Source organism: Acinetobacter sp. YH12112 (assembly GCF_013418945.1).
In the GTDB taxonomy this organism is placed as follows: Bacteria; Pseudomonadota; Gammaproteobacteria; order Pseudomonadales; family Moraxellaceae; genus Acinetobacter; species Acinetobacter indicus.
Genome location: NZ_VPBA01000005.1, coordinates 96103 through 120753, shown reverse-complemented (window position 1 = coordinate 120753; position 24651 = coordinate 96103). Strand labels below are relative to the sequence as shown.

The 24651-nt window shown below is 46.3% G+C and carries 26 protein-coding genes and 3 tRNA genes; 13 read left to right on the top strand and 16 right to left on the bottom strand.

The annotated features are described in order from the left end of the window. Positions 1 to 728 precede the first annotated feature (728 nt). Positions 729 to 1991 carry a type VI immunity family protein gene (locus FTU50_RS03365; protein WP_180069486.1) on the top strand — a complete coding sequence of 421 codons (1263 nt, stop codon included), beginning with the start codon at positions 729 to 731 and terminating at the stop codon, positions 1989 to 1991. 148 nt (positions 1992 to 2139) lie between these two features. Here FTU50_RS03365 and FTU50_RS03360 read toward each other — a convergent pair whose 3' ends face one another. Then, positions 2140 to 3852 (bottom strand): electron transfer flavoprotein-ubiquinone oxidoreductase, encoded by a 1713-nt coding sequence (locus FTU50_RS03360; protein ID WP_075175251.1) that lies wholly within the window; start codon positions 3850 to 3852, stop codon positions 2140 to 2142. 188 nt (positions 3853 to 4040) lie between these two features. Here FTU50_RS03360 and FTU50_RS03355 point away from each other — a divergent pair, with 188 nt between their 5' ends. From FTU50_RS03355 to FTU50_RS03335, 5 genes are all read left to right on the top strand, one after another. Then, entirely contained in the window at positions 4041 to 4652 is a 612-nt protein-coding gene (locus FTU50_RS03355) for a DUF1285 domain-containing protein (protein WP_035363548.1), read from the top strand. 46 nt (positions 4653 to 4698) lie between these two features. After that, positions 4699 to 5568 carry a glutamate racemase gene (gene murI / locus FTU50_RS03350; protein ID WP_127801786.1) on the top strand — a complete coding sequence of 290 codons (870 nt, stop codon included), beginning with the start codon at positions 4699 to 4701 and terminating at the stop codon, positions 5566 to 5568. 112 nt (positions 5569 to 5680) lie between these two features. Next, positions 5681 to 6709 (top strand): DUF4062 domain-containing protein, encoded by a 1029-nt coding sequence (locus FTU50_RS03345; RefSeq protein ID WP_127801785.1) that lies wholly within the window; start codon positions 5681 to 5683, stop codon positions 6707 to 6709. Positions 6710 to 6775: 66 nt separating this feature from the next. Further along, positions 6776 to 7804, top strand: coding sequence for a ferrochelatase (gene hemH / locus FTU50_RS03340; RefSeq protein WP_180046113.1), 1029 nt, complete (start codon positions 6776 to 6778; stop codon positions 7802 to 7804). A 3-nt stretch (positions 7805 to 7807) separates the two neighbouring features. Beyond that, positions 7808 to 8452, top strand: a complete 645-nt coding sequence (locus FTU50_RS03335; protein ID WP_180046111.1) for an MBL fold metallo-hydrolase — start codon at positions 7808 to 7810, stop codon at positions 8450 to 8452. Between the two features lie 69 nt (positions 8453 to 8521). Here FTU50_RS03335 and FTU50_RS03330 read toward each other — a convergent pair whose 3' ends face one another. Both FTU50_RS03330 and FTU50_RS03325 read right to left on the bottom strand, forming a co-directional pair. Next, the gene (locus tag FTU50_RS03330; RefSeq protein ID WP_005181916.1) at positions 8522 to 8701 is read right to left on the bottom strand and encodes a hypothetical protein; all 180 of its coding nucleotides are present in this window, start codon (positions 8699 to 8701) and stop codon (positions 8522 to 8524) included. A gap of 181 nt (positions 8702 to 8882) precedes the next feature. Beyond that, on the bottom strand, positions 8883 to 9056 hold the full coding sequence (locus tag FTU50_RS03325) for a DNA gyrase inhibitor YacG (protein WP_005181919.1): 174 nt from the start codon (positions 9054 to 9056) through the stop codon (positions 8883 to 8885). 84 nt (positions 9057 to 9140) lie between these two features. Here FTU50_RS03325 and FTU50_RS03320 point away from each other — a divergent pair, with 84 nt between their 5' ends. Both FTU50_RS03320 and FTU50_RS03315 read left to right on the top strand, forming a co-directional pair. Continuing rightward, the gene (locus FTU50_RS03320; RefSeq protein WP_171065136.1) at positions 9141 to 9791 is read left to right on the top strand and encodes an SAM-dependent methyltransferase; all 651 of its coding nucleotides are present in this window, start codon (positions 9141 to 9143) and stop codon (positions 9789 to 9791) included. A gap of 2 nt (positions 9792 to 9793) precedes the next feature. Then, positions 9794 to 10996 carry a TIGR03862 family flavoprotein gene (locus FTU50_RS03315; RefSeq protein WP_180069483.1) on the top strand — a complete coding sequence of 401 codons (1203 nt, stop codon included), beginning with the start codon at positions 9794 to 9796 and terminating at the stop codon, positions 10994 to 10996. A 63-nt stretch (positions 10997 to 11059) separates the two neighbouring features. On the opposite strand, the gene FTU50_RS03310 is transcribed toward FTU50_RS03315, so the two are convergent. Continuing rightward, complete coding sequence (locus FTU50_RS03310; RefSeq protein ID WP_180069480.1) at positions 11060 to 11608, bottom strand: hypothetical protein; 549 nt, start codon at positions 11606 to 11608, stop codon at positions 11060 to 11062. Between the two features lie 13 nt (positions 11609 to 11621). Beyond that, positions 11622 to 12404, bottom strand: coding sequence for a class I SAM-dependent methyltransferase (locus FTU50_RS03305; RefSeq protein WP_034598303.1), 783 nt, complete (start codon positions 12402 to 12404; stop codon positions 11622 to 11624). Between the two features lie 121 nt (positions 12405 to 12525). Between FTU50_RS03305 and FTU50_RS03300 the strand changes: the two genes are divergently transcribed. The 3 genes from FTU50_RS03300 to FTU50_RS03290 all read left to right on the top strand — a co-directional run bounded on the left by FTU50_RS03300 (position 12526) and on the right by FTU50_RS03290 (position 15155). Beyond that, positions 12526 to 13800, top strand: a complete 1275-nt coding sequence (locus FTU50_RS03300) for a hypothetical protein (RefSeq protein ID WP_016659613.1) — start codon at positions 12526 to 12528, stop codon at positions 13798 to 13800. Positions 13801 to 13900: 100 nt separating this feature from the next. Then, entirely contained in the window at positions 13901 to 14098 is a 198-nt protein-coding gene (locus tag FTU50_RS03295) for a hypothetical protein (RefSeq protein ID WP_005181929.1), read from the top strand. 100 nt (positions 14099 to 14198) lie between these two features. Beyond that, entirely contained in the window at positions 14199 to 15155 is a 957-nt protein-coding gene (locus tag FTU50_RS03290) for a 2-hydroxyacid dehydrogenase (RefSeq protein ID WP_177155296.1), read from the top strand. A 98-nt stretch (positions 15156 to 15253) separates the two neighbouring features. Here FTU50_RS03290 and FTU50_RS03285 read toward each other — a convergent pair whose 3' ends face one another. The 7 genes from FTU50_RS03285 to glyQ all read right to left on the bottom strand — a co-directional run bounded on the left by FTU50_RS03285 (position 15254) and on the right by glyQ (position 21246). After that, positions 15254 to 15715, bottom strand: a complete 462-nt coding sequence (locus FTU50_RS03285) for a hypothetical protein (RefSeq protein ID WP_257223456.1) — start codon at positions 15713 to 15715, stop codon at positions 15254 to 15256. A gap of 168 nt (positions 15716 to 15883) precedes the next feature. After that, positions 15884 to 16408: a hypothetical protein gene (locus tag FTU50_RS03280; protein WP_180069474.1), complete on the bottom strand. Its 525-nt coding sequence runs from the start codon at positions 16406 to 16408 to the stop codon at positions 15884 to 15886. A 291-nt stretch (positions 16409 to 16699) separates the two neighbouring features. Next, on the bottom strand, positions 16700 to 17089 hold the full coding sequence (locus FTU50_RS03275; RefSeq protein WP_005181941.1) for a hypothetical protein: 390 nt from the start codon (positions 17087 to 17089) through the stop codon (positions 16700 to 16702). Between the two features lie 108 nt (positions 17090 to 17197). Further along, complete coding sequence (locus FTU50_RS03270) at positions 17198 to 17587, bottom strand: hypothetical protein (RefSeq protein WP_005181943.1); 390 nt, start codon at positions 17585 to 17587, stop codon at positions 17198 to 17200. Positions 17588 to 17591: 4 nt separating this feature from the next. Then, a complete protein-coding gene (locus tag FTU50_RS03265) occupies positions 17592 to 18185 on the bottom strand; it encodes a DUF6036 family nucleotidyltransferase (RefSeq protein WP_034598129.1) in 594 nt (197 codons plus the stop codon). A gap of 2 nt (positions 18186 to 18187) precedes the next feature. Continuing rightward, positions 18188 to 20257 (bottom strand): glycine--tRNA ligase subunit beta, encoded by a 2070-nt coding sequence (gene glyS / locus FTU50_RS03260; protein WP_180069472.1) that lies wholly within the window; start codon positions 20255 to 20257, stop codon positions 18188 to 18190. Continuing rightward, on the bottom strand, positions 20257 to 21246 hold the full coding sequence (gene glyQ, locus FTU50_RS03255) for a glycine--tRNA ligase subunit alpha (protein WP_127801778.1): 990 nt from the start codon (positions 21244 to 21246) through the stop codon (positions 20257 to 20259). Before glyQ ends, glyS begins: the two co-directional genes overlap by 1 nt. Positions 21247 to 21726: 480 nt before the next feature. On the opposite strand from glyQ, the gene FTU50_RS03250 reads away from it, so the two are divergent. After that, a complete protein-coding gene (locus FTU50_RS03250; RefSeq protein ID WP_005181952.1) occupies positions 21727 to 22857 on the top strand; it encodes an HPP family protein in 1131 nt (376 codons plus the stop codon). A 68-nt stretch (positions 22858 to 22925) separates the two neighbouring features. Here FTU50_RS03250 and FTU50_RS03245 read toward each other — a convergent pair whose 3' ends face one another. Then, entirely contained in the window at positions 22926 to 23192 is a 267-nt protein-coding gene (locus FTU50_RS03245) for a PspC domain-containing protein (RefSeq protein WP_005181954.1), read from the bottom strand. Between the two features lie 288 nt (positions 23193 to 23480). On the opposite strand from FTU50_RS03245, the gene FTU50_RS03240 reads away from it, so the two are divergent. Beyond that, positions 23481 to 24077, top strand: a complete 597-nt coding sequence (locus FTU50_RS03240; protein WP_228151213.1) for a hypothetical protein — start codon at positions 23481 to 23483, stop codon at positions 24075 to 24077. A gap of 125 nt (positions 24078 to 24202) precedes the next feature. On the opposite strand, the gene FTU50_RS03235 is transcribed toward FTU50_RS03240, so the two are convergent. The 3 genes from FTU50_RS03235 to FTU50_RS03225 form a co-directional block, all read right to left on the bottom strand. Beyond that, positions 24203 to 24278 (bottom strand) — tRNA-Lys (locus FTU50_RS03235). Between the two features lie 74 nt (positions 24279 to 24352). Next, positions 24353 to 24428: transfer RNA gene (locus FTU50_RS03230), tRNA-Lys, on the bottom strand. A gap of 20 nt (positions 24429 to 24448) precedes the next feature. Then, positions 24449 to 24524: transfer RNA gene (locus FTU50_RS03225), tRNA-Lys, on the bottom strand. Between the last annotated feature and the right edge of the window lie 127 nt (positions 24525 to 24651).

Here is a 24651-nt window from a genome sequence, read left to right as displayed (position 1 = left end):
TAGGCTTTGTTGCACAAAGATTTCATAACTATATGATTTTAAAGGTTTTGATTATTTTTTGATCCAAAATTAAATTTATTTAAATCAGATGCTTACATATTTATGCAACAAAGCCACTTAATATAGGTAATAAACCCGATGGTAGATATATAGAAGCTTGCGGAGGTGTCGGTGCTAATTGGTTTGGACAAATTTGTGGTGGGTACTCTTGGTCTGGAAAATCATTTTATGCGGTCATAAAAGGTGGAAGTGGAGCAGGAGCTGGTTTAGGGATTACGGATGGATGGCAAAATACATCAGATTATATACCTGAACAACCAGTCTACAGTATTCCACCGGAAAAGATGCCAGTAATTCCGGCTCAACCATTTAATTTTCCAAGGTTCTAATTATATGGAAATACTATTTTATTTAAGATGGATTGCGGTTTTTTTATTCGTATCTAATTTTATTCTAATGATATATTTCTTATATAGGTATTATATTAGTAATAAAATGGTAACTGATATCTGGAATTTTTTTTCAAAGAATAATAGTTTTAACAAAGTAATGAGCGATATTGTTTTTAAGAAAAAAAATAATTATCAAAAAATTACTAAGCTAATAAGATTAACATATTGGCTGGTAGGTTTGTTTCTTTGTTTAAGTATATGGAGTGTCGGTTATTATGAAGCTAATTTTATGTAGTTTTTTATGGGAGGATTACCGTAGAAGAGGAAATTAATATAATGAGTACATCACAACTCTATTTAAGTAAACAAGAAATAGAAGAGTTAGTTCGGGATATTCCTCAAGATACTTCTATTCTTTATGGGGAGGAAAACCAAGAATTTGGTGTTTGTCCTTATGTTACTTTTTATATTTGTAATAAAGATTGTGTAGAAATATTAAATAAAGTTGTGGCTATTTATATCGAATTTGAAAATTCTATTATAGATAAGCCTTTTCAATTAAGGTTTAGGAGTGATACTGAAGTATGGAAAAAGGCTGATAAGTGGATTAGAAGTCGTAACGAAATGTTAACGGAAATGACAACGGTTTATAAAAAACATTTTATTTACTATATTGGTGCAACATCTGCAGAATCTCCTAATCAAAGTGCACGTTGGGCCTTAGGCGCTAAAATTAGAAACTCAAATGAACGTTATTCTAGTCTTAAATTAACTTTTGGCGATAAATGGTATAGATCCAATAAGATTGTTTGGCACTCCTTTGTTAAAAAATGTTTGGAACAACTTAATCCAGTTCAAGCTTACAGTGGTTATGAAATAGGTAACACAGGCCAGTTTGCATTTATATCTCCTGAATTTGAAACAGCAGAACGGATTTTTACAGAATATTTTTACGGGCTCGATATAGATCATCCTGGGATGGAGTTTTCTCATGAAAATATGTTTGTCTCAGAAGATCGTGACGCTTTAGGTGGAGGAATTCGTACCCCAACATGGTGTTTTTTACTTTCGCCCTATTGGCTAGAAAAGTTAGGTTTAAGTGAAGAGCAAATTCGCGAAAAACTCAATGATCCACGTATTGAAATAACTAAAATAGAGGATTCGAACAATCCGACTCAATATAGTCTTTGGATTCGTTTGGGTGAGCTCTCACTTTATCCAGTTGAAGAAGATGTCCCTGATCTATTGGTGTTGGCAAATGAGCTAATTAAACCGATACGTTGTGATAACTTAAAACTTACGACCTTAGATGCATGGTCAGATGATCCAAACCCACGTTTTGATGTAGTAAGTGCGAAACAATGGATTGCTCGATTTGATAAAGACAGTACATGGCCTGAATTAAAACGAGTGGAAGTCGAAGCTCAAGAACCAGAAAGAATTGATATTGTACTCGCTGGAGAACCCTGCCCACACGCAGGTTACTGGTATACATTTGCCAAAGAAAACTCACGCCAATATTTTAAACACGGAGATATTTTCCCTGATTTTGAAAGTGATTGGGGAGATGTGTATTGGCAGTTTGATGGGGAAGAATAAACTCAGTCATGAACGGCTTACTATAACTCTAGTATATATTTTTACTAAAATAACAAAAATAAAAATAGCTATAATTATTGAGTTGGATTTATCTAAGAAAGAAAAAAATAAACCCGCTTACGCGGGTTTATTTTGATCTCAATCGAGATTACATATTTGGATAGTTTGGACCACCACCACCTTCCGGTGTTACCCAGGTGATGTTCTGTGATGGATCTTTAATGTCACAAGTTTTACAGTGTACGCAGTTGGCTGCGTTAATCTGGAAGCGCTTGGAACCATCATCATTTTCCATAATTTCATACACACCCGCAGGGCAGTAACGCTGTGCCGGCTCATCCCATTTAGGCAAGTTCACATCGACCGGAATCGAGGCATTGGTTAGTTTCAGGTGCGCTGGTTGGTTTTCTTCGTGTACGGTATTGGATACAAACACCGAAGACAAACGGTCAAAGGTCAGCTTGCCATCCGGTTTTGGATAGTTCGGCTTAAAGCTTACCGCATCTACGGTTTTCAGTGCGCTGAAGTCAGGCACCAAGTCATGCAGGGTAAATGGCACTTTAAAGATGTTCTGGTCGATAAAGTTAAACGCACCACCAAACCATTGACCAAACTTATGCATTGCCGGGCCAAAGTTACGCGCGTTGTAGAGCTCTTCTTTCAGCCAGCTATTGTTGAACTTCTCGGTATAAGACGTTAATTCTTTTGCAAAGAAATCTTCACCTTCAGTCACGCGGGCAATCGCCAAGTCACCACCTTTTTCGACACCAGCAGCAATCGCTTCAAAGACTGCCTCACCACAGAGCATGCCGGATTTCATTGCGGTATGAGAGCCTTTGATTTTGGCAAAGTTCAGGAAGCCTGCATCATCACCAATTAAAGAACCACCCGGGAAAGTGAATTTAGGCAGCGAGTTAAAGCCACCTTTGGTTACGGCACGCGCACCATAAGAAATACGCTTACCGCCTTCCAAGTATTGCTTAATCAGAGGATGAGTCTTCCAGCGCTGCATTTCCATAAATGGATACATGTGCGGGTTTTCATAAGACAGATCGACGATCATCCCCAGTGTGACCTGGTTGTTTTCCGCGTGGTAGAGCCACCAGCCGCCGGAAGAACCGGTTTCAGACAATGGCCAGCCGGCACCGTGCATCACCAGACCTGGCTTATGTTTGGCCGGATCAATTTCCCACAGCTCTTTAATGCCGATACCGTAGTGTTGAGGGTCGGCATCTTTGTCCAGATTGAATTTCTGAATCAGACGTTTGCCTAAGTGACCACGACAGCCTTCAGCAAACAGGGTGTATTTGGCATGCAGTTCATAACCTGGGGCAAAGTTATGGGTCGGTTCACCATCTTTACCAATGCCCATATCACCAGTTTGAATGCCTTTTACTGTGCCATCTTCATGGTACAGAATTTCAGATGCCGCAAAGCCCGGGAAAATCGACACTTCCAGTTCTTCGGCTTTCTGGCCTAACCAGCGCACCACGTTGCCGAGTGAAATGACATAGTTGCCATTGTTGTGCATGGTTTTTGGCACCATCCAGTGTGGCGCTTCTTTCGAAGTGGTTTCAGACAGCAAGAAGAACGTTTTATCTTCTGTCACCGGTACATTTAAAGGTGCACCTTCTTCTTTCCAGTTCGGGAACAGCTCATTGATGGCACGTGGTTCCAGCACCGCACCTGACAAGATGTGCGCACCGACTTCGGAGCCTTTTTCTACGACACAAACGGACAGATCATTCAGGTTATTTTCAATTGCAAGTTGACGGATTTTAATCGCCGCAGACAGACCCGCAGGGCCAGCACCTACGATAACTACGTCAAACTCCATCGATTCACGTTCGATGTGTTCCATGTAGGACTCCTCATAATACTAGAAGGTGGCAACCGTCATCTCAGAATCCGGTGCTGCCATGAGTGTTCTTAGTTCCTAGACACAAATTTGCTATCGTGTCTTTTATATTGTGGGCTAGTATAGTTTTAAACCTTGGTCTAGCCAATTGGCTGAATCATATTATTTTTCCGTCAGCAGGGTATTCAATGATGAACAATGAGCACAATGAACCAAATCCGACGAAAAAAGTAGCATTTTCTGATGATAAAAATTTAATGGGCATTGCACAATACTTAAAAGATGCACAGCCCGGTCACAAAAGGTCAATTCCCCCTTTGGAGCACTGGCATCCAAAGCATTGTGGCAAAATGGATTTAACGGTAAAAGCCAATGGAGAATGGTGGCACGAAGGTCAATTGGTGAAGCGCCAGTCATTAATTGAGCTGTTTTCTACCGTACTCTGGAAAGAAGGTCACACGTTCTATTTAAAAACCCCGGTCGAGCAGATTGAAATTGAGGTGGAAGATGAGCCTTTATTTGTCAATCAGGTAGATCAAGTTGATATTGAAGGCAAGACCTATCTGCAACTGACCACTACCACCCAGGACCTGGTGATTGTCGATGAGCAGCATCCGATCTTTATGCGTGAATATGAAGGGGAGTTGCGTCCCTATGTACATGTGCGTTTTGGTCTGAATGCCCTGATCCAGCGTGCGGCTTTTTTTCATCTGATCGAGCTGGGCAGCTTGCAGGAAAATGCCGAAGGCGATGCAATTTTAAGCCTGAAAAGTGGTGATTTGCTATTGCAATTAGGCACCTGAGGTTTAAGCTTGAGCCATCCTATTTCAAACTGCTCATTCCACTGCCATGACCGCCATTCATCCCCTTGCTCCTTTGTTGCACCCTATGACCAGAGCGCAGGCGGATGCGCCAATCGGGATTTTTGATTCAGGCATTGGCGGCCTGTCGGTGGCACTGGAAATTGCCCAGCATTTGCCCAATGAACAGATTGTTTATTATGCCGACACGGCGCATGTGCCTTATGGCCCGCGTGATGATCAGGAAATTCGCGAACTGACCGCTCAGGCCATCGAGTGGCTATATCGGCAGGGCTGTAAAATTGCAGTGGTGGCTTGCAATACTGCTTCGGCTTTTAGTCTGGATTATCTGCGTGCGCATTATGGGGAAGATTTCCCGATTGTCGGTCTGGTCCCGGCCTTAAAACCGGCGGTACTGCAGAGCAAAACCAAAACCGTGGCCGTGCTGGCGACACCGGCGACCTTTCGTGGCCAGCTAATTAAAGACGTGATTCAGCGTTTTGCCTTGCCGGCCGAGGTCAAGGTGATTCCTTTAACCTCGCTTGAGCTGGTGCCTTTTGTGGAAAGCGGAGCACAAATGAGTGCTGCCTGTTTAACTACTTTAAGTGAACTGCTACAGCCAGTGGTGGATGCTGGCGCAGATCATCTGGTGCTGGGGTGTACCCATTATCCCTTCTTAAAAACTGCGATTCAGTCTATTTTTGGTCAGAAATTGACATTAATTGACTCAGGAACTGCCGTTGCGCGTCAAACTTCCCGCATTTTAACGAAAAATGAGTTATTATTTGAACAGAGCCGAGCCGATCAGGTGCAGATTCATTGTTATGTCAGCGGTCAAAATGCTGAACATTTACAACCGATTGTCGGGCGTCTGATGCCTGAGCAGATCCGCTGGAAAATTTCCAATCTGCCTCGCTAAGCCAGGCTCCATAAAGAAAGCAACATGATTGCTTCAGCATGACTTATTTTTTTGATTGGGGAACAATACTGATGCCCATTGGGCGCTTCAGCTATTGAGGGAAGGAGAGCCAATGCTCGATAAACGCTATCAGGTATTTATCTCTACGTCCGGTTCAGAGATGCAGCCGGAACGCATGGTATTGACACAGACCTTGGTGGGAATGGGCTTCTTTTCCTGGGGCTTGGAGCAGCGTACGCCATTGAGTACGGCATTTGCTCGTCGTCAGATTGATGACTGCGACTATGTGGTGCTGTTACTGGGCAGCCAGTATGGCGAGCAGTCGGTATCGGGTGTGGGCTATATGCATCTGGAATATATTTACGCGGTCACCAAGCAGAAACCGATGATTGTGTTTATGCACGAAGATCCGGATTCACGTGATGCCAGCTTGCAGGATGCCAAACCTGAACTGCGGGAAAAATTTAAAGAATTCCGTCGCCTGTTGCAGCAGGAAGTTGATCAGGTGTTTTGCTATCGCAGCTTGCGTGATCTGGAGCTGGCGGTACGTTTCAATATGCCGCAAATGCTGGAGCGTTATCCGGTGGTGGGCTGGGTGCGTCCGCAAAATACCCAGGCCCTGCATGATGAAATCGAGCAGCTACAGGCCAAAGTGGCCCAGTTAAAAAATGAACTTGGCAAGACCGAAGCCGATCCGTTTTTAAGCCTGCCCAAAGTATCCATGCATGAAGCTTTCCAGTTTGAATACCGGATGCATGCCTATCAGGATGGTAATTTTAAAGAACTGAAAGTACAAAAACAGCTGACCTGGGCGCAGCTGTTCAGTATTTTAGGCTCGACTTTTATTCATCCGACCCCGGAAGAATATTTTTCCAAACGCATGAATGAATATTTAAATGATACCGGCCTGACTGATGCGCGGCGTGAAATGCCGCGGGCGCATGCGGTGGCACGGGCGCAAATCAATATTCGTGCCTTGCATACCATTAAAATGCAGATGCGCCAGAATGACTGGATTGTGCAGGCCGGCCGGGATGAACGCCAGCGTATGCTATGGCAGACTACAGCCAAAGGGCAGAAGTTGCTGGACAGTAACCTGCTTGATAATGATCGTGTTTTTCAATATAAATCGACGTATTAATTCATTTAGTAACAGACGGGAAAGCTGTTAAAGTAAACGCGTTCCCTAATGATTCCTGAGAGCCTGATGTCTGTTGTTGCGAAACCGAAAATCACCATTATTCTGGCCAATTTGGGTACACCGGATGCACCGACTGTGCCCGCGGTACGACGTTTTCTGAAACAGTTCCTGTCTGATCAGCGGGTGATTGAAATTCCCAAACTGCTGTGGCAAATTATTTTAAGGCTGTTTATTTTACCGTTTCGCCCCAAACGCGTGGCGCATGCCTATGCTATGGTCTGGAATCAGGATTCGCCTATGCGCGAGATTTTGCAGGCGCAGGTCGATGCCGTCAGACAGACCTTAAGCCCGCTCTACCCGGAATTTGAGCTGAATATTGTGCCAGCCATGACTTATGGCAACCCGGGTATCGACGCTTTGCTGGCAAAGCTGGCCCAGCAGCCGCAAGATCATCTCCTTGTCCTGCCGCTATTCCCACAATATTCCGCAACCTCTACCGCGCCGCTGTATGATGCTATAGCCAAATGGATTCCGCAGCAGCGCAATTTGCCGGGGCTGAGCATTATCCGCGATTATTATCAGCATCCTTTGTATATTCAGGCTTTGGCGCAGAGTGTGCGCGAATTTCAGGCCAAGCATGGTCCGGCGGAAAAACTGCTGATGTCGTTTCATGGTATTCCACAGCCGTATGCCGATAAAGGCGACCCGTATGCCGAGCGCAGTCGCACAACCGCTCAACTGGTGGCGCAGGCGCTGGGTTTAAATGAGGATCAATGGGCGATCAGCTTCCAGTCACGTTTTGGCAAACAGGAATGGGTCAAGCCCTATACCGATGTACTGCTCGAAGAATGGGGCAAGCAGGGAGTCAAATCGGTCCAGATCATGAGTCCGGCATTTTCTGCCGACTGTCTGGAAACCCTGGAAGAACTGGCCATACAAAATGCCGAGATTTTTCAGCAGGCGGGCGGGGAACACTATGCCTATATTCCGGCGCTGAACCAGCGGGATGATCATTTACAATTGCTGAATGCCTTGCTTCAGGCTAATCTGGATGCGCTAAAACAGACTTTTGCCCATTTTCAACAGGACGCTTAACTCATGTTACAAGTCAAAATTGTGCCGGTCACGGCATTTGCCCAAAACTGTTCCATCGTCTGGGATGCAGAAAGTAAAGAGGCTATTTTGATTGATGCGGGCGGTGAACCGGACAAGCTGCAGGCAGAAGTCGAAGCACTGGGCTTAACTGTGAAAGCCTTATGGTTAACTCATGGTCATCTGGATCATGCTGGTGCTGTCGGTGCTTTAAAAAAACACTGGAATGTGCCGGTCATTGGTCCGCATAAGGAAGATGCGTTCTGGCTGGATATGATTCAGGAAGTATCGGCGCGTTATGGTTTCCCGATTCCTGAAAAGGTCGAGGTGGATCAGTGGCTGGAAGGTGGTGAGCAGCTGCAGCTGGGCAATGAACAGTTTGAAGTGCGTTTTGCGCCGGGACATACCCCAGGTCATGTGATGTTCTATAATGGCAATTACGGTTTGCTCTGGACCGGTGATGTGCTGTTTAAAGGCTCGATTGGCCGGACAGATTTCCCGCGTGGGAATCATCAGCAATTACTGGATTCAATCCAGCGTGAATGTTTTAGCCTGCCGGATGAAACCCAGTTTATTTCAGGGCATGGTCCGATCAGTACCATTGGTTTTGAAAAACAGCACAATCCTTTTGTGGCGGGGCAGGCCGGTTAATCTGCAAATCTCACCCTAACCAAAGTCAGCACAGTGCTGACTTTTTTATTGCGCCGTTTTGATTGCCATTTATTTGCGAAACGGGTCATTCAGCTGTTTTTTCGCTTCCATGCCCACCAGCCAGGCCATTAAGGCAAATAATACCGCCACCCCAATCAGCAGCGTATCCTGACTATATAAACCGACCGCCAGCATTAAGATTGCGGCAAGCAGAAAGGCGAAAAAAAGAATTTTCAGGAGCGTGGGCATACAGGGCTCGATAATTAGAATCTCGAGGCCATTTAAAAAAGAACCGAATGCGAATAGGGTAACGTTTTGCAGTAAAATTTTTAAATGTGTGCGCTGTTTGCGCAAAGAAGTTTTAAATGTGTAGGATTTTTATTACACCTTTCCAGTAAAAGCGGCTTTTTGTAAAACCGCGTAACTCATTTTAGTCTTCCGGGTTATCTACCGAGGGTGCATCCTGAGTCGGCAGGCGATATTCATCACTGGCCCAGGCGCCCAAATCAATCAGCTTGCAACGCTCGGAACAGAAAGGGCGAAATTCATTGCCTTCCCAGACAGAAGGTTCACCACAACGTGGGCAAGGGAATGTACGTGGCATGCGGGTCTCCTGATAAAATCCCGGATTAGATTAGGCAAAAACAGCTGCACTTGATAGACTTGTGCGGTTTTTTATAAGTTTGATCTGATTATGCCCATTCGTCAATTTCAAGCCCAGCGTATGCATGCTCCGCGTGACTTTCAAGCCATTGCCAATACTCCTGTCTGTATCGAAATTGGTGCGGGCAAAGGCAAGCACGCGCTGTTGTTCAGTGGGCAACATCCTGAGCAAACCCTGTATGCGATTGAGCGCACCCGGGAAAAGTTTCTGGCCATGCAAAAGCAGCATGGATTAGAACCGCGTGCCAATCTGCAGCCGGTCCATGCCGATGCCTTGCCGTGGATTGTACATGCGCTATATCCGGCGCAAGTCGAGCAGTGCTTTATTTTATATCCGAATCCGGAGCCGCATAATCCGGCCCAGCGCTGGCTAAATATGCCATTTTTTGAGTTTTTGCTGTCGCGTTTACAACCGAATGGACAGATTACCCTGGCCAGTAATATCCCTGAATATATTGCCGAAGCTGAACAACAATTATTGGCGCTATGGAAACTGCCGTTTGAGAAACAGCGGATTGCCGCCGATTCTGCCCGGACCCATTTTGAAATTAAATATTTGCAGCGCGGTGAATTATGCCAGCAACTGATTATTCGTAAACCGGAAGGGTATCGCACCCGTTTTGATGATTTTCAGCCGCTTCAGGGGCAGTCGCCTGCGCAGGCAGTGGAAGAATAAGCATGTCCAAGCGGATTGCCATTATCGGGGCAGGCCCGGCCGGCTTGATGGCGGCTGAGGTGCTCAGCCAGTATGGCTATAGCCTGCATGTCTATGAGCAGAAGCCTTCGGCAGCACGCAAGTTTTTAATGGCCGGCAAAACCGGGTTAAATATTTCCCATGCCGAAGCGGTGCCGCAGTTTATTCAGCGTTATGATCAGGCCGACTGGCTGGCGCCGTGGATTCAGCGCTGGGATGCTGGCTGGATTCAGGACTGGATGGCAGGCTTGGGCATTCGCTCTTATGTCGGTTCATCCGGGCGGATATTTCCGGTGGAGATGAAAGCTGCACCGCTATTACGGGCCTGGTTAAAACGACTGGCGGATAATGGGGTGCAGTTTCATTACCGCCAGCAGGTCAAAGGCCTTGAGCAGCAACAGCTGCAGATTCTGGACTTAAAACATGGGCAACTGCGTAGTGAAGCATTTGATGCGATTGTGCTGGCTTGTGGTGCGCTGTCGTGGTCGCAATTGGGCAGTGATGGCGCCTGGCAGGACTGGCTCCATCCAGAGCAGATTGAGCCATTTCAGGCCAGCAATGCCGGGGTGGAATATCCGTGGTCCAGCTTTATGCAGCCGGTGTTTGGTCAGCCTTTAAAACGGGTTGAGGCCTGGGTAGAACCGCATACGCGCAGTATCGGCGATATTGTCCTGACCCATTATGGACTGGAAGGCGGCCTGATTTATAAGCAGGGCCGGGCCTTGCGTGCACAGCTGAAACAGCAGCAGCGCATGGTACTCTCTCTGGATTTACTGCCCGAGCAGTCCCAAGCACAGCTGGCCAAAAAATTACACCCCAGTAAAAAGCAGTCGCTTAGCAATGTCTGGCGTAAAGCCGGTTTAGATGCAGCCAAAAGCAGTCTGCTGCGTGAACTGGTCGATAAAAGCTTATGGCATCAGCCGGAGGCGCTGGCGGCACAGGTGAAACAGCTGCGGATTGAATTAACAGGTTTTCGCCCGATTGAAGAAGCGATTAGCTGTGCCGGCGGAATCAAACGCAGTGCCTTCAGCCCGCAGTTACAGCTGAAGGATCATCCGGCGGTATTTTGCTGCGGTGAAATGCTGGACTGGGATGCACCCACCGGCGGCTATTTGCTCACGGCCTGTTTTGCCACCGGACGGGCAGCTGGGGAAGGCGTGCATGCCTATCTCGCTACAGGGCAGTAAAACTCACCGGCATTCTCCCTGTAAAGATCAGGGCTATTTAGGCCCTGAAATGATAGATGTTATTTATTGGTCGAGCTGTGGATACTGGTCGCGCCAGTGTTCTAATTGCTCTTGGGCATGAATAAATTTCCCCAGACCTTTAACGCTGTCTGGCGCACTCTCCGATGCAGCTGAAGCTGATTGCTGGGCATGCAGCTGGGCCTGATGATCCCAATATTCATACATCAGGCCCTGAATATAGCGGCCTTGTTCGGTCTTTAAATCCAGCGCTTTCAGCATATTCAGTGCCGACTGGATATTGTCACCTTGCCGGCTTCGTGCAAAGCCATCATCCAGCGTGCCTTGCTGCTGCATCTGCATCAGTTCGGCTTCCATTTCCTCACTCATCTGGCCAAAGCGCTGTTCATAGTCGGTTAGTAGCTGTAGGTCATGCAAGTCCTGCTCGGTTTTTGGGAAAGTGCGTACCGGCTCACTTTTCAGTTCCTGCAGCACCTGATCTTCGGCGCTTAATTCCTGCTTCGGTTCTGGTGATGGATTGCGCTCGCAGGCACTCAGCAGCAGTGCACTGCCAAGCAGACAGGCCAGAGATAAAGGTTTGATCAGATTGGACATGACAGGTTCATCCTTATTGTTCTGTAATTTTTGTAAAGCTATACACATGGGTGAGGTAGGGAAAGTCAATTTGTTGCTGCGGCTGTTTGCCTGTATATTGTAGCACCATCTGCTCGAACTGCTGTTTCAGCTGCTGTTGCTGATGTTCAGGCAGCGCGGCAATAAAACTGGTAGAAAGCAGGCGTTTTGATACCACCTGTTCAACTGTACCGCTTTGCCATTGCTGAAAAGTAGCTTCTGCGTTAGCGTTAAAGCCGGTTGCAGCCGAAAAGACCTGTCGCCATTGGCCGCTATGAAAACGCGGGGTATCACCTTCCAGCGGTGCTATATGCTCGGCCAGTGCCTTGACCCAGTCGATGCGGGTGTCACGCTGATTCCAGATCAGCAACAGCTGGCCACCCGGTTTCAGCACCCGGTAAATTTCGTTCAGGGTTTCAAGATTGGCAAACCAGTGAAAGGACTGCGCGCAGCAGACGGCATCGACACTGGCATCAGGCAGCGGCAGGGCATGACTATAGGCTTGAATGCTTTGCACATCAGGATAGTGTTGCTGTAGTTGTGCCAGCATTTCGGCCACCGGCTCAACAGCAATCACATGCGGGCTAAGCTGTTGCAGAATCGGCAGGAATTTACCGGTACCGGCACCTAGGTCGACACAGACCGGTGCGGCATCAGATTTGAGCTGGTTTTTTAACCATGCAACCAGCGCTTGTGGATAACTTGGTCGGACCTGTTGATAAAGTTTGGCGGCTGTGGAAAAGCCTTGTTCTGCTGCAGGATGGAGGAATTGTGTCATATTTTGCGCTTTTTTATCTGCCGGGCATCTATAAAATAACATATTCGCTTTTTAGTCGTCGGCATACGGTCTATTTGTTATTTTGAATCTTGATAGAGGGCTGTGCAGCTCTGGTGTGGGAATGGATAAACACATAATTTTTGAAGACGATCATATCCGCGTCATCTGGATGCCCGGTCATTCAGAGGCGCTGATTTTTTCTTTTGGCGATTTAATTACCCGCGCCAAAGGCCTGACCATTAATGCTGAAAAGTCATTGAGCAAACACGGCTATAATGTGGTTGGCATCATGCCAAAGGAGAAATCCTGGTTTCCCGAACAGTCGATGCGCGCGATGCTGAATGAAATTGCCGCCACCATTGCGCCGTTTCAGCAGCGTATTGGCTATGGCGGTTCGATGGGTGGTTATGCGGCCATCAAATATTCCAACCTGCTTGATTTGCAACGTGTGGTGGCACTGGTGCCGCAATATTCGATTGATCCGGAAGATATTCTGGACACGCGCTACAATATGTTCTTCCATCCGCAGCACAATGCTGACATGCGTATTCAGCCCCAAGATGTTTCGGCTGAGCGCGAATATATCGTGATTTATGATCCGCACTATGCCGAAGACCGCGCCCAGTATTTAAAACTGCAGGCGGTACTGCCTTCGCTGCAGACCCTGCATTTACCGTTTACCGGACATGATGCGATTGCGGTGCTGGCCAGTTCCGATTTGCTCAATGATTTTCTTAGCCATCCTTTTGATCCGGCACATTTTTACCAGAAGATGCGTCAGGTCAAAAAGAACAGCAAGTTCTACTATCGCAAGCTGATTGAAAACCTGTTGCCACGGCACAAACATGCGCTGGGGCAAATCCTGAAAAATAACGAACTGCAACTGGACAGCGGCTTTTTTGATGCCAAGCTCAAGCAGAACCTGATTCGCTCGCTGCTCAGCAATAAACAGGTCGATCAGCATGACCTGCATAAACTCGGGATTCAGTTTAACCTGCCGCAGGAAAGCCGCCGCCAGCTGATGGACTGTTTTGGCCATGGGCTGGTATTTAATGTCATTAGCCAGAAGATCGAAAGCTATGCTGCCAGTGCTGTGGCCTTAAACCATAAATTCCTGATTCCGATTTATGCCAAGGGCAATGGACTGGTACAAATCTGGCTGAATGACCAGCGTTATATTGTGGCCATGAATGATCGTCAGGTCATGAAACTGTTTCAGGAACAGGATGAGCTCAGCGCCGGTATGCACCCCATCGTGATTAAAAAATACAGCGATTATTATGTGCTGAGTTATAAACAGCTGAATTTAAGTAGTGATGAATTTGGCGGCAATGAATTTGTCGATGATAGCCCGGAAAGTGCCAAATTTGTGACCCAGCCCGAAGTGGTGCTGTAAGCCAAAACTGCACTGACCCCGAAGTCCTTGTTTTATTTTATATTCAGGCTAAGATGAGGATGGATGTAAAACAACCAGTGGATAAAAGTAGGGTAGTGTTATGACCATTCGACCTCTGTCTGTTGTGGTACTGAGCCTGCTGGGTTGGGCTGTTCCGTCCGTTGCTTCGGCACAAACGGTGCATTATTCAGCCTATATGGTGTTCGGCAGTGGCCTGTTATTGGTATTGGCTTTAACCATTTATGTCATTCGGCAAATCCGCTTTTCTTTACGCAATTATCACAGCAAGCGCCCATGAACTCATGGGCGTTTTTTTGTGGGCATCCCATTTTTGAACTGACGCGCAGCGCTACAAGTGTGCTTTAATTTCTTCACGCCATGATGAGAGGATGCACCACATGAACGCCGTATTTCTGGATTTTGCCTCGCTGGATCAGGATGATTTACAGCTAGAAGACTTAAACGCTGTCTTTCAGCAGCAGTTAACGCTGTATCCAACCACTTCGCCTGCAGAGCTGCTGCCACGGGTGCAATCTGCCGAGGTGATTATCAGCAATAAAGTGCTGCTCGATGCCGCGACATTACAGCAATGCCCGCAGCTTAAACTGATCCTGATTTCAGCCACCGGCACCAATAATGTCGATTTGGAACAGGCACGCCGCCAGGGCGTGGTGGTGTGTAACTGCCAGGGTTATGGCACGGCCGCAGTGGCGCAACATACCTTAATGCTGATGTTAAATCTGGCTACTTCTTTTGTGCGTTATCATCAGGCGGTGCAACAGGGCCAGTGGCAGCGTTCTAGCCAGTTCTGTCTGCTGGATTATCCAATTGTCGAGCTGGCTGGAAAAACGCTGGGCATTGTCGGTTATGGTGAGTTGGGGCAGGCAGTGGCCAAGCTAGCCGAAGCCTTCGGCATGCAGGTCAAAATTGCTGCTCTCGCCAACCGGCTACAATCTGCATCGCGGGTGCCTTTTGCCGAGCTGTTACCGCAGGTGGATTTTTTAAGCCTGCATTGTCCACTGACCGAAGATACCCGGGATTTAATCGGGCCGGCTGAGTTTGCTGCCATGAAACATAGCGCGTTTTTAGTTAACTGTGCCCGCGGCGGTATTGTCAATGAAGCGGCGCTGGCCGAAGCCTTACAGTCCGGACAAATTGCCGGTGCGGCGATGGATGTGCTGAGTGTCGAGCCACCCAAGCAGGGCAATATCCTGTTAGACCCAGCTATTCCCAATTTAATTTTAACCCCGCATAGTGCATGGGGCAGTGTAGATGCGCGGCAGCGGATTGTGCAGCAAATGGTAGAAAACGTGATCGCGTTTCAGCAGGGCCAACCGATCCGTCAGGTCAATTAAGCAGATATCAAGCAATAAAAAATACGGACGCATTCAGGTCCGTATTTTTGGGTGGAATGAAAAGGCGAGTGATGATGAGGCTCTCGCTCACTCCCGTCTTAAAGTTCGGTCACGGCATAGCTGGTGGCCCCTGAACCGGTTTCAGCAGGTACTGATGCCGCCGGTTGAGCGGTATCTGGCTGACTCAAGCTGCCCTGTACAATTGGTACCGGCTGTTGCGGTGCGCCGCCTAAAGCTTCTTTGGTGTCCTGAATTTTCTGGTTGGCCTGTTGCGTGGTGTTGCTGGTTAAGGTTTTGGTATTTTCCCAGGCCTGATGCACCGAAGGCCGTACTTTTTGCACACCTTTTTCTGCCACTTCACCAACCCGATCTGCCGCGTTTAAAACACCTTGCTGTGCTTTATAGGCCCAGACATGCAGTAAATTCGGATTATCGGCATACGGCTGAATCGGGGCTTGGAGCTTGGTGCTGCTATTCGCTTCTGCTGGTGGAGTTTGTGCCCAGACTGCAGTGCCCATGAGCATAAGGCCAACAACCAATACGGATTTCATTTTATGCATAATCATGACCCCTGCTAAAAGAGAATGGAAAGCCTAAGCCTAAACTGAAGGCATGAAGAAATCATGAAGATTCCTGTTACTGTGTTGAGCATCTGCTGAATTGTCTTGAAACTCAACCACAAAATTAAAAAAGCCCGCAGGGTTGCAGGCTTGGTTCTCTCATTTTGATTATTGTGCAGCGCCAACCGCGGTATGGGTTGTACTGCTGACTTTGGCTTTGGCCACAGGCGTATCGACATCAACCTGCGCATTGCTGTGCAATTGTACCTGTGCCGATTTCTGTTTCAGGCTGTTTTTGGTTTTTTCCGTACGATCTGCGGCATGTTCACGGGCTGCTGCGGCTTTCTTGGCGGCAGACTGTTTCAGTTCGCTTGAGCGTTCATAGGCCGCCTGTTTTAAATCTGCGGCTTTTTCTTTGCCGGCTTCGGCTTTTTCATTGCTGAACTGTTTGGTGTTTTGCCAGGTGTTCTGGGTCGTGGTTTTTACGCTATGTAATCCTTGACCGACATGCTCGCCTGCGCTGTGTAAGGTCTGCTGCGTACCTTGCACTACATTATTTAAAAGTCCACCAGCCTGTGGCGTCTGCACAGCTGCCGATGCGTTGACATTGGCCTGAAGTGCTGGCGCGGCATACAGTGAAGATGTCGCGAGTAGGGCGCTGCTCATGAATATTGTTGTGAGAGTTTTCTTCATAGGATTTTCCTTGCATGTGTGCCACAGACGCAATGCTGTGAGCGGTGCCTATCTTAATGAGAAAAATATGCGCCGATATGCTTTATGCAAAAACATCCACAATCTTGCTACAACTGCTTAACAATTCAGGCATTTTTGTAAACTGGGAATTGGCTGCGAAGTCTTATACCAGTTGGTATAGCAGATATAATTTTGCATGATGAAAAATCTATTTATTTTTCAGGTTATTTTTATTTTTTCTGAAAAATGTGGAAAAGCACCATACCTTTTGCAGGCATGATGCTTGAATTTTTAGTTACATTGCGCCAGTGCATCTTTATGGAAATGATCGCGCAGGGTCAGGAAGTTTTTCTGTACCGTGGCATCATGCAGGTCAAAATTATGGGCGGTGCTGGTGCCATCTTGGGCAAAGGTAGCTGAACCGGCTGAAATGAGGGTGTTGCCTTTAAATGCCCATTGTTCAATTGAGCGGCCGGCTTTGAGCTGCCCTCTAAATTCAATCACGCATTTATCAATAAACTTGGTCAGTTTGGCCGAGTTATGCGTGGTGTCTGGATAGACCTCAAGATTTTGGACTTCTTGTAATACCCCCGCTTGTAGTTGTGGAATGACTGGCGCAGAGGTACATGCACCCAGAGAAAGGCAAGTTAGACCAGATAAAATTAAAGTTTTAAGTTTCATAAGCTTCTTTCTTGTTGAGTGTTTTCAGTTTGAGTATAGGGAATATGGAAGGAAAAGCCTATAGGTATGACCTATAGAATAGTAGTACTTAAGAGAAGGAGGAGAGAATTAACTGTAAAGTGAGTAGTGGCGTGTTTGTAAGGTCAGTAATTGAGGTTTTAAATGATTTAAATCTTCATTGAGGCCTACACGTTTTGCCAGAGGGTCAACTAATCTTCTTGTATCATGAGTGCTCGGCAATGGAACGACATTCAAGGCTTGGGAGAGGGCTTTAAGTTGTTGGCGTCTAGAAACACTTGAGCATGAGTATCTGCGGAATTTTTCTAATAGAAAAAACAGTCGGCGCTTTTCTAAGGGGTTTAAACTGGAACTCACAGCAGGTAGTAGTTCTGAATATAATAATGCTTCAGCAACGGGTTTAACCTGCTCGAATGTTGCAGAATTCAATGGCTGCTTTAATAGTGCTTTTAAAGCATGCTCAAATTCCAGCTGATTCATTGTGTCAATCTCCCAGGTCTGAAAGAAGCGAAATCATATATTGAATATTAGAATCTAATTGCTCAGGTGTAACGTAATAGTCTTTAGCATTATTTGCTATTTCTTTGAACTGCTCAAGCGAAAACTTGTTTCTTGCATATAATGCTTGAATATCTTCGATGTCTCTGTCAGACAAGCGTGCCAATTTAGAAACAGCCAAATCTACGCCAGATACGAGATAGACCTCTACGATACTTTCAGCGGTTAAGGGGATCACTCGTTCCCTGTAATCAGGATCGATGGAGGCAAGGCTGGTATTAAATCCACTGTCAAATTCTAAATTTGTTTCAAGATTATTATGATCCAGATATTCAATATCATTATTTTCTAGAAATAAGAAAATATCTTCTTTTTTTAATTGGCTGATCGATTGGATTTCAGCATCAATATCATTGCTACCTCGAGCATTGGTGTGGATGTGAAACGCACAGCCACCAAAAATAAATGCCTTAACGGCACCATGAGGAAGATATTGATGATTCATTGAAATCCAATCCTCAAGCTCTTGAAAGAGCTTGAGGATTGCAAGGGTGATAGGTGAGTCGTTATAAATACTCATCTTTAGTGTTGAAGCACCGAAATATCCGCCACTTTGGTAAATAAGGCGCGAAGTTGAGCAAGCAAGCGTAAACGGTTTGCTTTTAATTCAGCATCATCCGCCATCACCATTACACCGTCAAAGAACGCATCTACAGGCGCACGCAGTGCAGCAAGTGCAGAGAGCGCAGCAGTGTAGTCTTTGGCAGCGAATAATGGCTCAACTACAGGCGTGATTTTTGCAAGTTCAGCGAACAATGCTTTTTCAGCATCTTCCACCAGATTCGCTTCAACCACTTCACCAGCTGGTGCCGCTTCTTTGGCAAGAATATTGGCAACACGCTTATTCGCAGCAGCAAGTGCAGCCGCTTCAGGCAATGCGCGGAAGTGATTGACCGCATTGACACGCTTGTCAAAATCAAGCGGTGATTTTGGTGACAAGGCTTGAACGGCTTGAATCACGTCAACAGCCACACCTTGGTCTTCATATTTGGCACGGTAACGACCTTCAAGGAATGCAACCGCATCGTTTAAAGTCTTATCGTGATCTTTGAGTACATCGCCATACGCAGCTAAAGCAAGTTTGATCAAATCTTCGATTGAAACATCAAGCTCGTTTTCAGTCACTAGACGTAAGATACCAATTGCAGAACGACGCAGGGCAAACGGGTCTTTCGAACCTGTAGGCGCTTGACCAATACCGAAAATACCGGTGAGCGTATCTAAGCGGTCTGCAAGCGCAATGGTTGTCCCAGTTTTGGTTTTCGGTAAAACATCACCAGCGAATTTAGGCAAGTACTGCTCGCCAAGTGCTTCAGCCACTTCATCATTTTCGCCTTCAAGACGTGCGTAGTAAGTACCCGCGATGCCTTGAAGTTCTGGGAATTCACCCACAAGTTCAGAGGTTAAGTCGCATTTCGCAAGAAGTGCCGCTTTTTCAGCATCAGCCGCATTTGCACCTGTAATTGGCGCAAGCGCAACAGCAAGTTTGGCAATACGTTCAGATTTGTTCCAAAGCGTACCGAGTTCTGCCTGGAATACCATATTCGCCAGTTTCTCCTTACGAGAAGCAAGCGGTTGTTTTTGGTCTTGCAGGAAGAAGAATTCAGCATCCGACAAACGTGGACGAACCACTTTCTCGTTACCTTCAATGATCTGTGATGGGTCTTTCGACTCAATGTTTGACACAGTAATGAAGTACGGTTGAAGTTTATTATCGCTGTTCACCAAGCAGAAGTACTTTTGGTTGTCCTGCATGGTTGTGATGAGTGCTTCTTGAGGAACTGCAAGGAAGCGTTCTTCAAAGCTTGCACGAAGCGCAACAGGCCATTCAACAAGAGCAGTTACTTCATCACGAAGGTCGCTTGGTACAATCGCAATGGCATTCACTTCATCAGCCAATGCTTTCACTTGTTGGTCGATGATTGCTTGACGCTCTTCAAAAGATGCCACAACGTGCGCAGCTTTTAACTTGGCAAGATATTCATCTGCATGCGCTAAAGTGATTGCTTCAGGGGCATGGAAACGGTGACCGTAAGTCACGTTACCTGCTTTATGATCTTGAATGGTTGCATCAACAACGTCGTTGTCTTTCAGCAATACCACCCATTTTACAGGACGTACGAATTCAGTACGGCTTGCTGCAGAACGCATGCGTTTTGCGATTGGAAGATTATCCAAAGCCGCTTGTAAAATTTGCGGTAAAAGTACGTCTAGGCTTTGACCTTTGACATCTTTTAAGTAGCAAACTTTTTCAACTTTACCTGCTTGGAAAGTCGATACTTGATCAACCGTAATGCCTTGACCACGCATAAAGCCTTCTAAAGCTTTGGTTGGTTTGCCTTCCGCATCATACGCCGCTTGCACAGCAGGGCCGTCAAAACGTTTTTGTGTGTCGGCTTGCGCGCCATCAACATTGACAATTTTAAGTGCTAAACGACGTGGTGCAGCATAGGCTTCGATTGAATCGAAAGCCAGACCTGCATCTTTTAAGCCTTTAACCGTTTCTGCCTGTAATGCATCACGTAATTTTTTCAGGCTTTTTGGTGGGAGTTCTTCACAGCCAAGTTCAAATAAAACAGTATGTTTAGACATTATTTGTTCTCCGCTGATTTTTCTGCTTGTGCGGCTTCCGCCTCAACCTGTGCTTTTAACTGTGCCAGAACTTCATCACGTAAGTGTGGTTCCGCCATTGGGAAACCAAGCTCTGCACGTGCGGCCACGTAGCTTTGTGCAATGGCACGCGCCAGTGTACGGACACGTAAAATATAACGCTGACGCTCAGTCACAGAAATCGCACCACGCGCATCAAGCAGGTTAAAGCTGTGTGATGCTTTCACCACTTGCTCATAGGCAGGAAGTGGCAGTTTCGCTTCCATCAAACGAGAGGCTTCTGCTTCATAGAAGTCGAACAGTTCAAACAGTTTGTCGACTGGCGCATATTCAAAGTTATAGGTCGATTGTTCTACTTCGTTTTGATGGAACACATCGCCATACGTGACCGTACCGAACTGACCTTTGGTCCAAACCAAATCGTAAACCGAGTCTACACCTTGCAGGTACATCGCCAGACGTTCTAAACCGTAAGTGATTTCACCCGTGACCGGATAACATTCAACACCACCGACTTGCTGGAAATAAGTGAATTGCGTGACTTCCATACCATTCAGCCAAACTTCCCAACCTAAGCCCCAAGCACCGAGTGTTGGTGATTCCCAGTTATCTTCGACAAAACGGATGTCGTGAACCAAAGGATCAATCCCGATGGCTTTTAAAGAATCCAGATACAGCTGCTGGATGTTGTCCGGGTTTGGCTTTAATACCACCTGGAACTGGTAGTAGTGTTGCAAACGGTTCGGGTTTTCACCATAACGGCCATCTTTTGGACGACGTGAAGGTTGCACATAAGCGGCATTCCAGGTTTCAGGCCCTAATGCACGTAGGAAAGTTGCAGTGTGGAATGTTCCTGCACCCATTTCCATGTCGTAAGGCTGCAACACGACGCAGCCTTGCTCCGCCCAGTAATTTTGTAAGGCAAGAATTAAGCCTTGGAAAGTATCAATATGCGATATGGCGCGACTCATGGTCATCCACTTAAAATTAGAGAAAAATTGTGCTCAATTATAAGGATTTTGGCGGGAGGTAGCAAAGGTTATCCATACAATGCTGGCGCTTTGATCAGGAAGCGAAGCCTAACCGAAAAATCGCCATGAAAAATTAGTAGAGAAACCGACATTCGGTTGATCTGTCTATCCACAAAAAACGGATTTTGATCTGTAGGATTCGGGGAAAACCCAGCATTGTCATTTCAGTCATTTTTCTCAAAGATTGGTTTCATCTGGTGTATACAGCGCAATCATCTGCGCTGAACGGTGTATACGCAAAAACGATGTTTTTAAAATGAAGGGCTTATCAATTTTTTCTAAAAAGAGGATGATTCAGTGTGCCTATACTGATATACATCTCAACAGAAAAATTCATAATTATAAGATATAGAATGAATACATCTTATAAGCTGCTTCATTTTATAATGGCGGCCGTCGCCAAAATCACAAAGGATTCCCGTGTTTCATCCGCAATCTGAATGGTTAGAAATCTTAAAACCCAATTTCAAATTACTGCCGCTGAAAGAACGTCTGTTGTGCGGATTGGGTGCTTTGCTGGGCTTGAGTCTATCTTCGCTGATCAGCTTATGGATTCTGGGCGATATTAATGCCTGGTATATCGCGCCGATGGGTGCGTCGTCAGTATTGTTGTTTGCGGTGCCGGCCAGTCCGCTGGCACAGCCGTGGAATATGGTGATTGGCAATACTATTGCCGGCATTATTGGTGTGACTTGTGCGCTGTATATTCCTAATCTGACCGAAGCCTTTAGTGTGGCGGTGGCCTTATCTATTATTTTAATGATGTCGACCGATTCGCTGCATCCACCGAGTGGTGCTGTGGCGATTACCGCAGTATTGGGCGGTGAGGCGGTCAGTGAACTGGGCTATTTATTTATCTTTTATCCGGTGCTGTTAAATTCGCTGTTATTGCTGTTGGTGGCAATGATGTTTAACCGACTGACTGGCAAGCAATATCCACACAAGGCCCAGCTGAATCTGCGCTCGCAAGACCCGACCCCGACCCAGAAAGTCACCATTCAGCCGCAAGATATTCATCATGTGCTGGAGCATCAGACCGAGCTGCTGGACATTAGTGAATATGACTTGCAGAAAATTATTCTGGAAGCGCAATATCAGGCCAATGCGCGTATGCAGGATGAAAACGTGCAGGAATGGCGCTGTGAAGATATCATGACTCATGATGTGATTACCTTGCAGCAGGATGATGATATCCAGCTCGCGCTAGACAAGTTCAAGCAGGTCAATTTAATGAGCTTGCCGGTGGTAAATGCCGAGCAGCAACTGGTCGGCACATTGGCACTGTATGAAGTGGTGGAATGGTTTAAACATGCTACCGATGTGCGGATGTCATGGCAGCATCAGGTCAAACACATTATGAACCGCAAGGTGGTGACGGTAAAACCACATCAGAGTATTGCCGATCTGGTCCCGTATTTTGTGGAACGTTCGTTTAACTATATTCCAGTGGTGGAACAGCAGCAGCTGGTCGGGATTATTAGCCGCGCCGATATGATTGCCGCCATGAACCAGCGTCTGATCTGGCTACGCAGCAAAACTACGGAAAGTTAAAGCCAGAAAAAAGAAGCTACGGTAATAGGGGTCCACCGTAGCTTTAAACTGTGCAAGAAAAATGAAGATTAACGGTAACTGTTCTGATCTTCATGAATGGTACGTACCGGATTGCGATAGCCATTCACGTGTTCAATTTCAGCTTTCTTTTTCGGCATCACCAGCCACAGTACCAAGTACACCAGAATACCCGGGAAGGCGGCACTCATAATGGATACCAACACAAAAATAATGCGGAGTAAATTTGCATTCCAACCAAAACGTTCAGCAATACCACCCATTACACCTGCAATCATGTTTGAGCGGTTAGAGCGGTATAAACCAACATTGGCCATTGAGGTCTCCTTAAAAAATAAAATGGTGAGTCAATCAACAACTCATAAAATAAAAATGGCGACCTATTTCCGTTTTTAAAGGGTCAATGCGCTATAAATCGTTAATTTATGTAAATAAAATGACACGGTATAAATATTGCGCTTTAAAATCTTGAAACAGGTCTACAAAAACTGTAGATTTGGGTGAAAATTCATGTAATTTCAATAGCTTCGCTGTGTGCCCATCAATCTGATGCAAAGGCATACGGTGGCTATTTTTATTGATACCCGGGAGACACCATATTGGCTGTGCATTGTTCGAAATGGTTATGGGGAATCTGTTGCCTGTCTTTGGCCGCTTGTGACCCGACGTTTAACAGTCAAGAAGGAGAGGAGGCACAGCCGTTTACACCCGTGGCAGACCTGCAGGTGACAGAAGATGTGCCAAGTAAGCGCCTGAGTGAAGTGGCTGGCCAGCCGGTATTTCCATCTGCAGAAGATGCCGATAAAGCCGTGGTGCCGGAAGCGGCCTTGGCCTATGTCGGCCGGTATCAGGTAAAAATTAGCTGTGAAGATGCCTATGTCAAATGCGAGACCGGTACAGCCGATTTTATTCTGACTTTATTGCCCGATGGCACCGCACATCGTTCCATTGTCTATCTGGGCCGGGTCATGGCCGGTGCACAAATGAATTATCATCTGGATTACTGGATGTATGATGAAACCGCACACCAGATTATTGTGCATCGCAGTAATGGGGTGGAAATTTTTTATGATATTGATGACACGCAGAATCTACGCATGGATTTAGAAAAAATTGCCACAGTATCGACGGTAAATCAGCAGTATTTTTCCCGTAATCCTTTACCGGCACATGCTTATTATCTGGAGAAGTCGGCCGATTAAAAAAGCAGATTGAGCGTTCTTTCATCCACATTAATATTGAGGTTGTAGCGCAGATACGATGCAGCCCAGCATATAAATGTGCAATGCAGAGTAGGGAAGCGAAGATATTTATTTTGGAAGATAAATGGTGGGTCGTCCGCGACTCGAACGCGGGACCAACGGATTAAAAGTCCGCTGCTCTACCAACTGAGCTAACGACCCTGAGGAATAAAAAATAAGCTGCTTATTTTTTAAGATGCAAGAACTGGAGTTTTTGCAGAGTTCCTAAGGAAATATGGTGGGTCGTCCGCGACTCGAACGCGGGACCAACGGATTAAAAGTCCGCTGCTCTACCAACTGAGCTAACGACCCATCTTAGGCTTTCAAATGAGTGGTGGGTCGTCCGCGACTCGAACGCGGGACCAACGGATTAAAAGTCCGCTGCTCTACCAACTGAGCTAACGACCCATATCATTTGATGGAGCGTATTGTAGCAAGATCTCGTTTGAGCGCAAGTAAAAAATAAAAAAGTTGTCTATGTTTGATTATAAATGAAACAAATCCATGCTAGGGAATCAAAAAATAGACAACTTTG

Excerpts from the sequence above, each read along its gene's own strand:
- glyQ (WP_127801778.1), bottom strand. The coding sequence starts at position 21,246 with ATGAGTCGCGCCATATCGCATATTGATACTTTCCAAGGCTTAATTCTT.
- glyS (WP_180069472.1), bottom strand. The coding sequence starts at position 20,257 with ATGTCTAAACATACTGTTTTATTTGAACTTGGCTGTGAAGAACTCCCA.
- FTU50_RS03295 (WP_005181929.1), top strand. The coding sequence starts at position 13,901 with ATGACCATTCGACCTCTGTCTGTTGTGGTACTGAGCCTGCTGGGTTGG.
- FTU50_RS03275 (WP_005181941.1), bottom strand. The coding sequence starts at position 17,089 with ATGAAACTTAAAACTTTAATTTTATCTGGTCTAACTTGCCTTTCTCTG.
- FTU50_RS03300 (WP_016659613.1), top strand. The coding sequence starts at position 12,526 with ATGGATAAACACATAATTTTTGAAGACGATCATATCCGCGTCATCTGG.
- FTU50_RS03310 (WP_180069480.1), bottom strand. The coding sequence starts at position 11,608 with ATGTCCAATCTGATCAAACCTTTATCTCTGGCCTGTCTGCTTGGCAGT.
- FTU50_RS03265 (WP_034598129.1), bottom strand. The coding sequence starts at position 18,185 with ATGAGTATTTATAACGACTCACCTATCACCCTTGCAATCCTCAAGCTC.
- FTU50_RS03335 (WP_180046111.1), top strand. The coding sequence starts at position 7,808 with ATGTTACAAGTCAAAATTGTGCCGGTCACGGCATTTGCCCAAAACTGT.
- FTU50_RS03360 (WP_075175251.1), bottom strand. The coding sequence starts at position 3,852 with ATGGAACACATCGAACGTGAATCGATGGAGTTTGACGTAGTTATCGTA.
- hemH (WP_180046113.1), top strand. The coding sequence starts at position 6,776 with ATGTCTGTTGTTGCGAAACCGAAAATCACCATTATTCTGGCCAATTTG.
- FTU50_RS03365 (WP_180069486.1), top strand. The coding sequence starts at position 729 with ATGAGTACATCACAACTCTATTTAAGTAAACAAGAAATAGAAGAGTTA.
- FTU50_RS03330 (WP_005181916.1), bottom strand. The coding sequence starts at position 8,701 with ATGCCCACGCTCCTGAAAATTCTTTTTTTCGCCTTTCTGCTTGCCGCA.
- FTU50_RS03285 (WP_257223456.1), bottom strand. The coding sequence starts at position 15,715 with ATGCATAAAATGAAATCCGTATTGGTTGTTGGCCTTATGCTCATGGGC.
- FTU50_RS03290 (WP_177155296.1), top strand. The coding sequence starts at position 14,199 with ATGAACGCCGTATTTCTGGATTTTGCCTCGCTGGATCAGGATGATTTA.
- murI (WP_127801786.1), top strand. The coding sequence starts at position 4,699 with ATGACCGCCATTCATCCCCTTGCTCCTTTGTTGCACCCTATGACCAGA.
- FTU50_RS03325 (WP_005181919.1), bottom strand. The coding sequence starts at position 9,056 with ATGCCACGTACATTCCCTTGCCCACGTTGTGGTGAACCTTCTGTCTGG.
- FTU50_RS03345 (WP_127801785.1), top strand. The coding sequence starts at position 5,681 with ATGCTCGATAAACGCTATCAGGTATTTATCTCTACGTCCGGTTCAGAG.
- FTU50_RS03280 (WP_180069474.1), bottom strand. The coding sequence starts at position 16,408 with ATGAAGAAAACTCTCACAACAATATTCATGAGCAGCGCCCTACTCGCG.
- FTU50_RS03305 (WP_034598303.1), bottom strand. The coding sequence starts at position 12,404 with ATGACACAATTCCTCCATCCTGCAGCAGAACAAGGCTTTTCCACAGCC.
- FTU50_RS03315 (WP_180069483.1), top strand. The coding sequence starts at position 9,794 with ATGTCCAAGCGGATTGCCATTATCGGGGCAGGCCCGGCCGGCTTGATG.
- FTU50_RS03245 (WP_005181954.1), bottom strand. The coding sequence starts at position 23,192 with ATGGCCAATGTTGGTTTATACCGCTCTAACCGCTCAAACATGATTGCA.
- FTU50_RS03355 (WP_035363548.1), top strand. The coding sequence starts at position 4,041 with ATGAACAATGAGCACAATGAACCAAATCCGACGAAAAAAGTAGCATTT.
- FTU50_RS03270 (WP_005181943.1), bottom strand. The coding sequence starts at position 17,587 with ATGAATCAGCTGGAATTTGAGCATGCTTTAAAAGCACTATTAAAGCAG.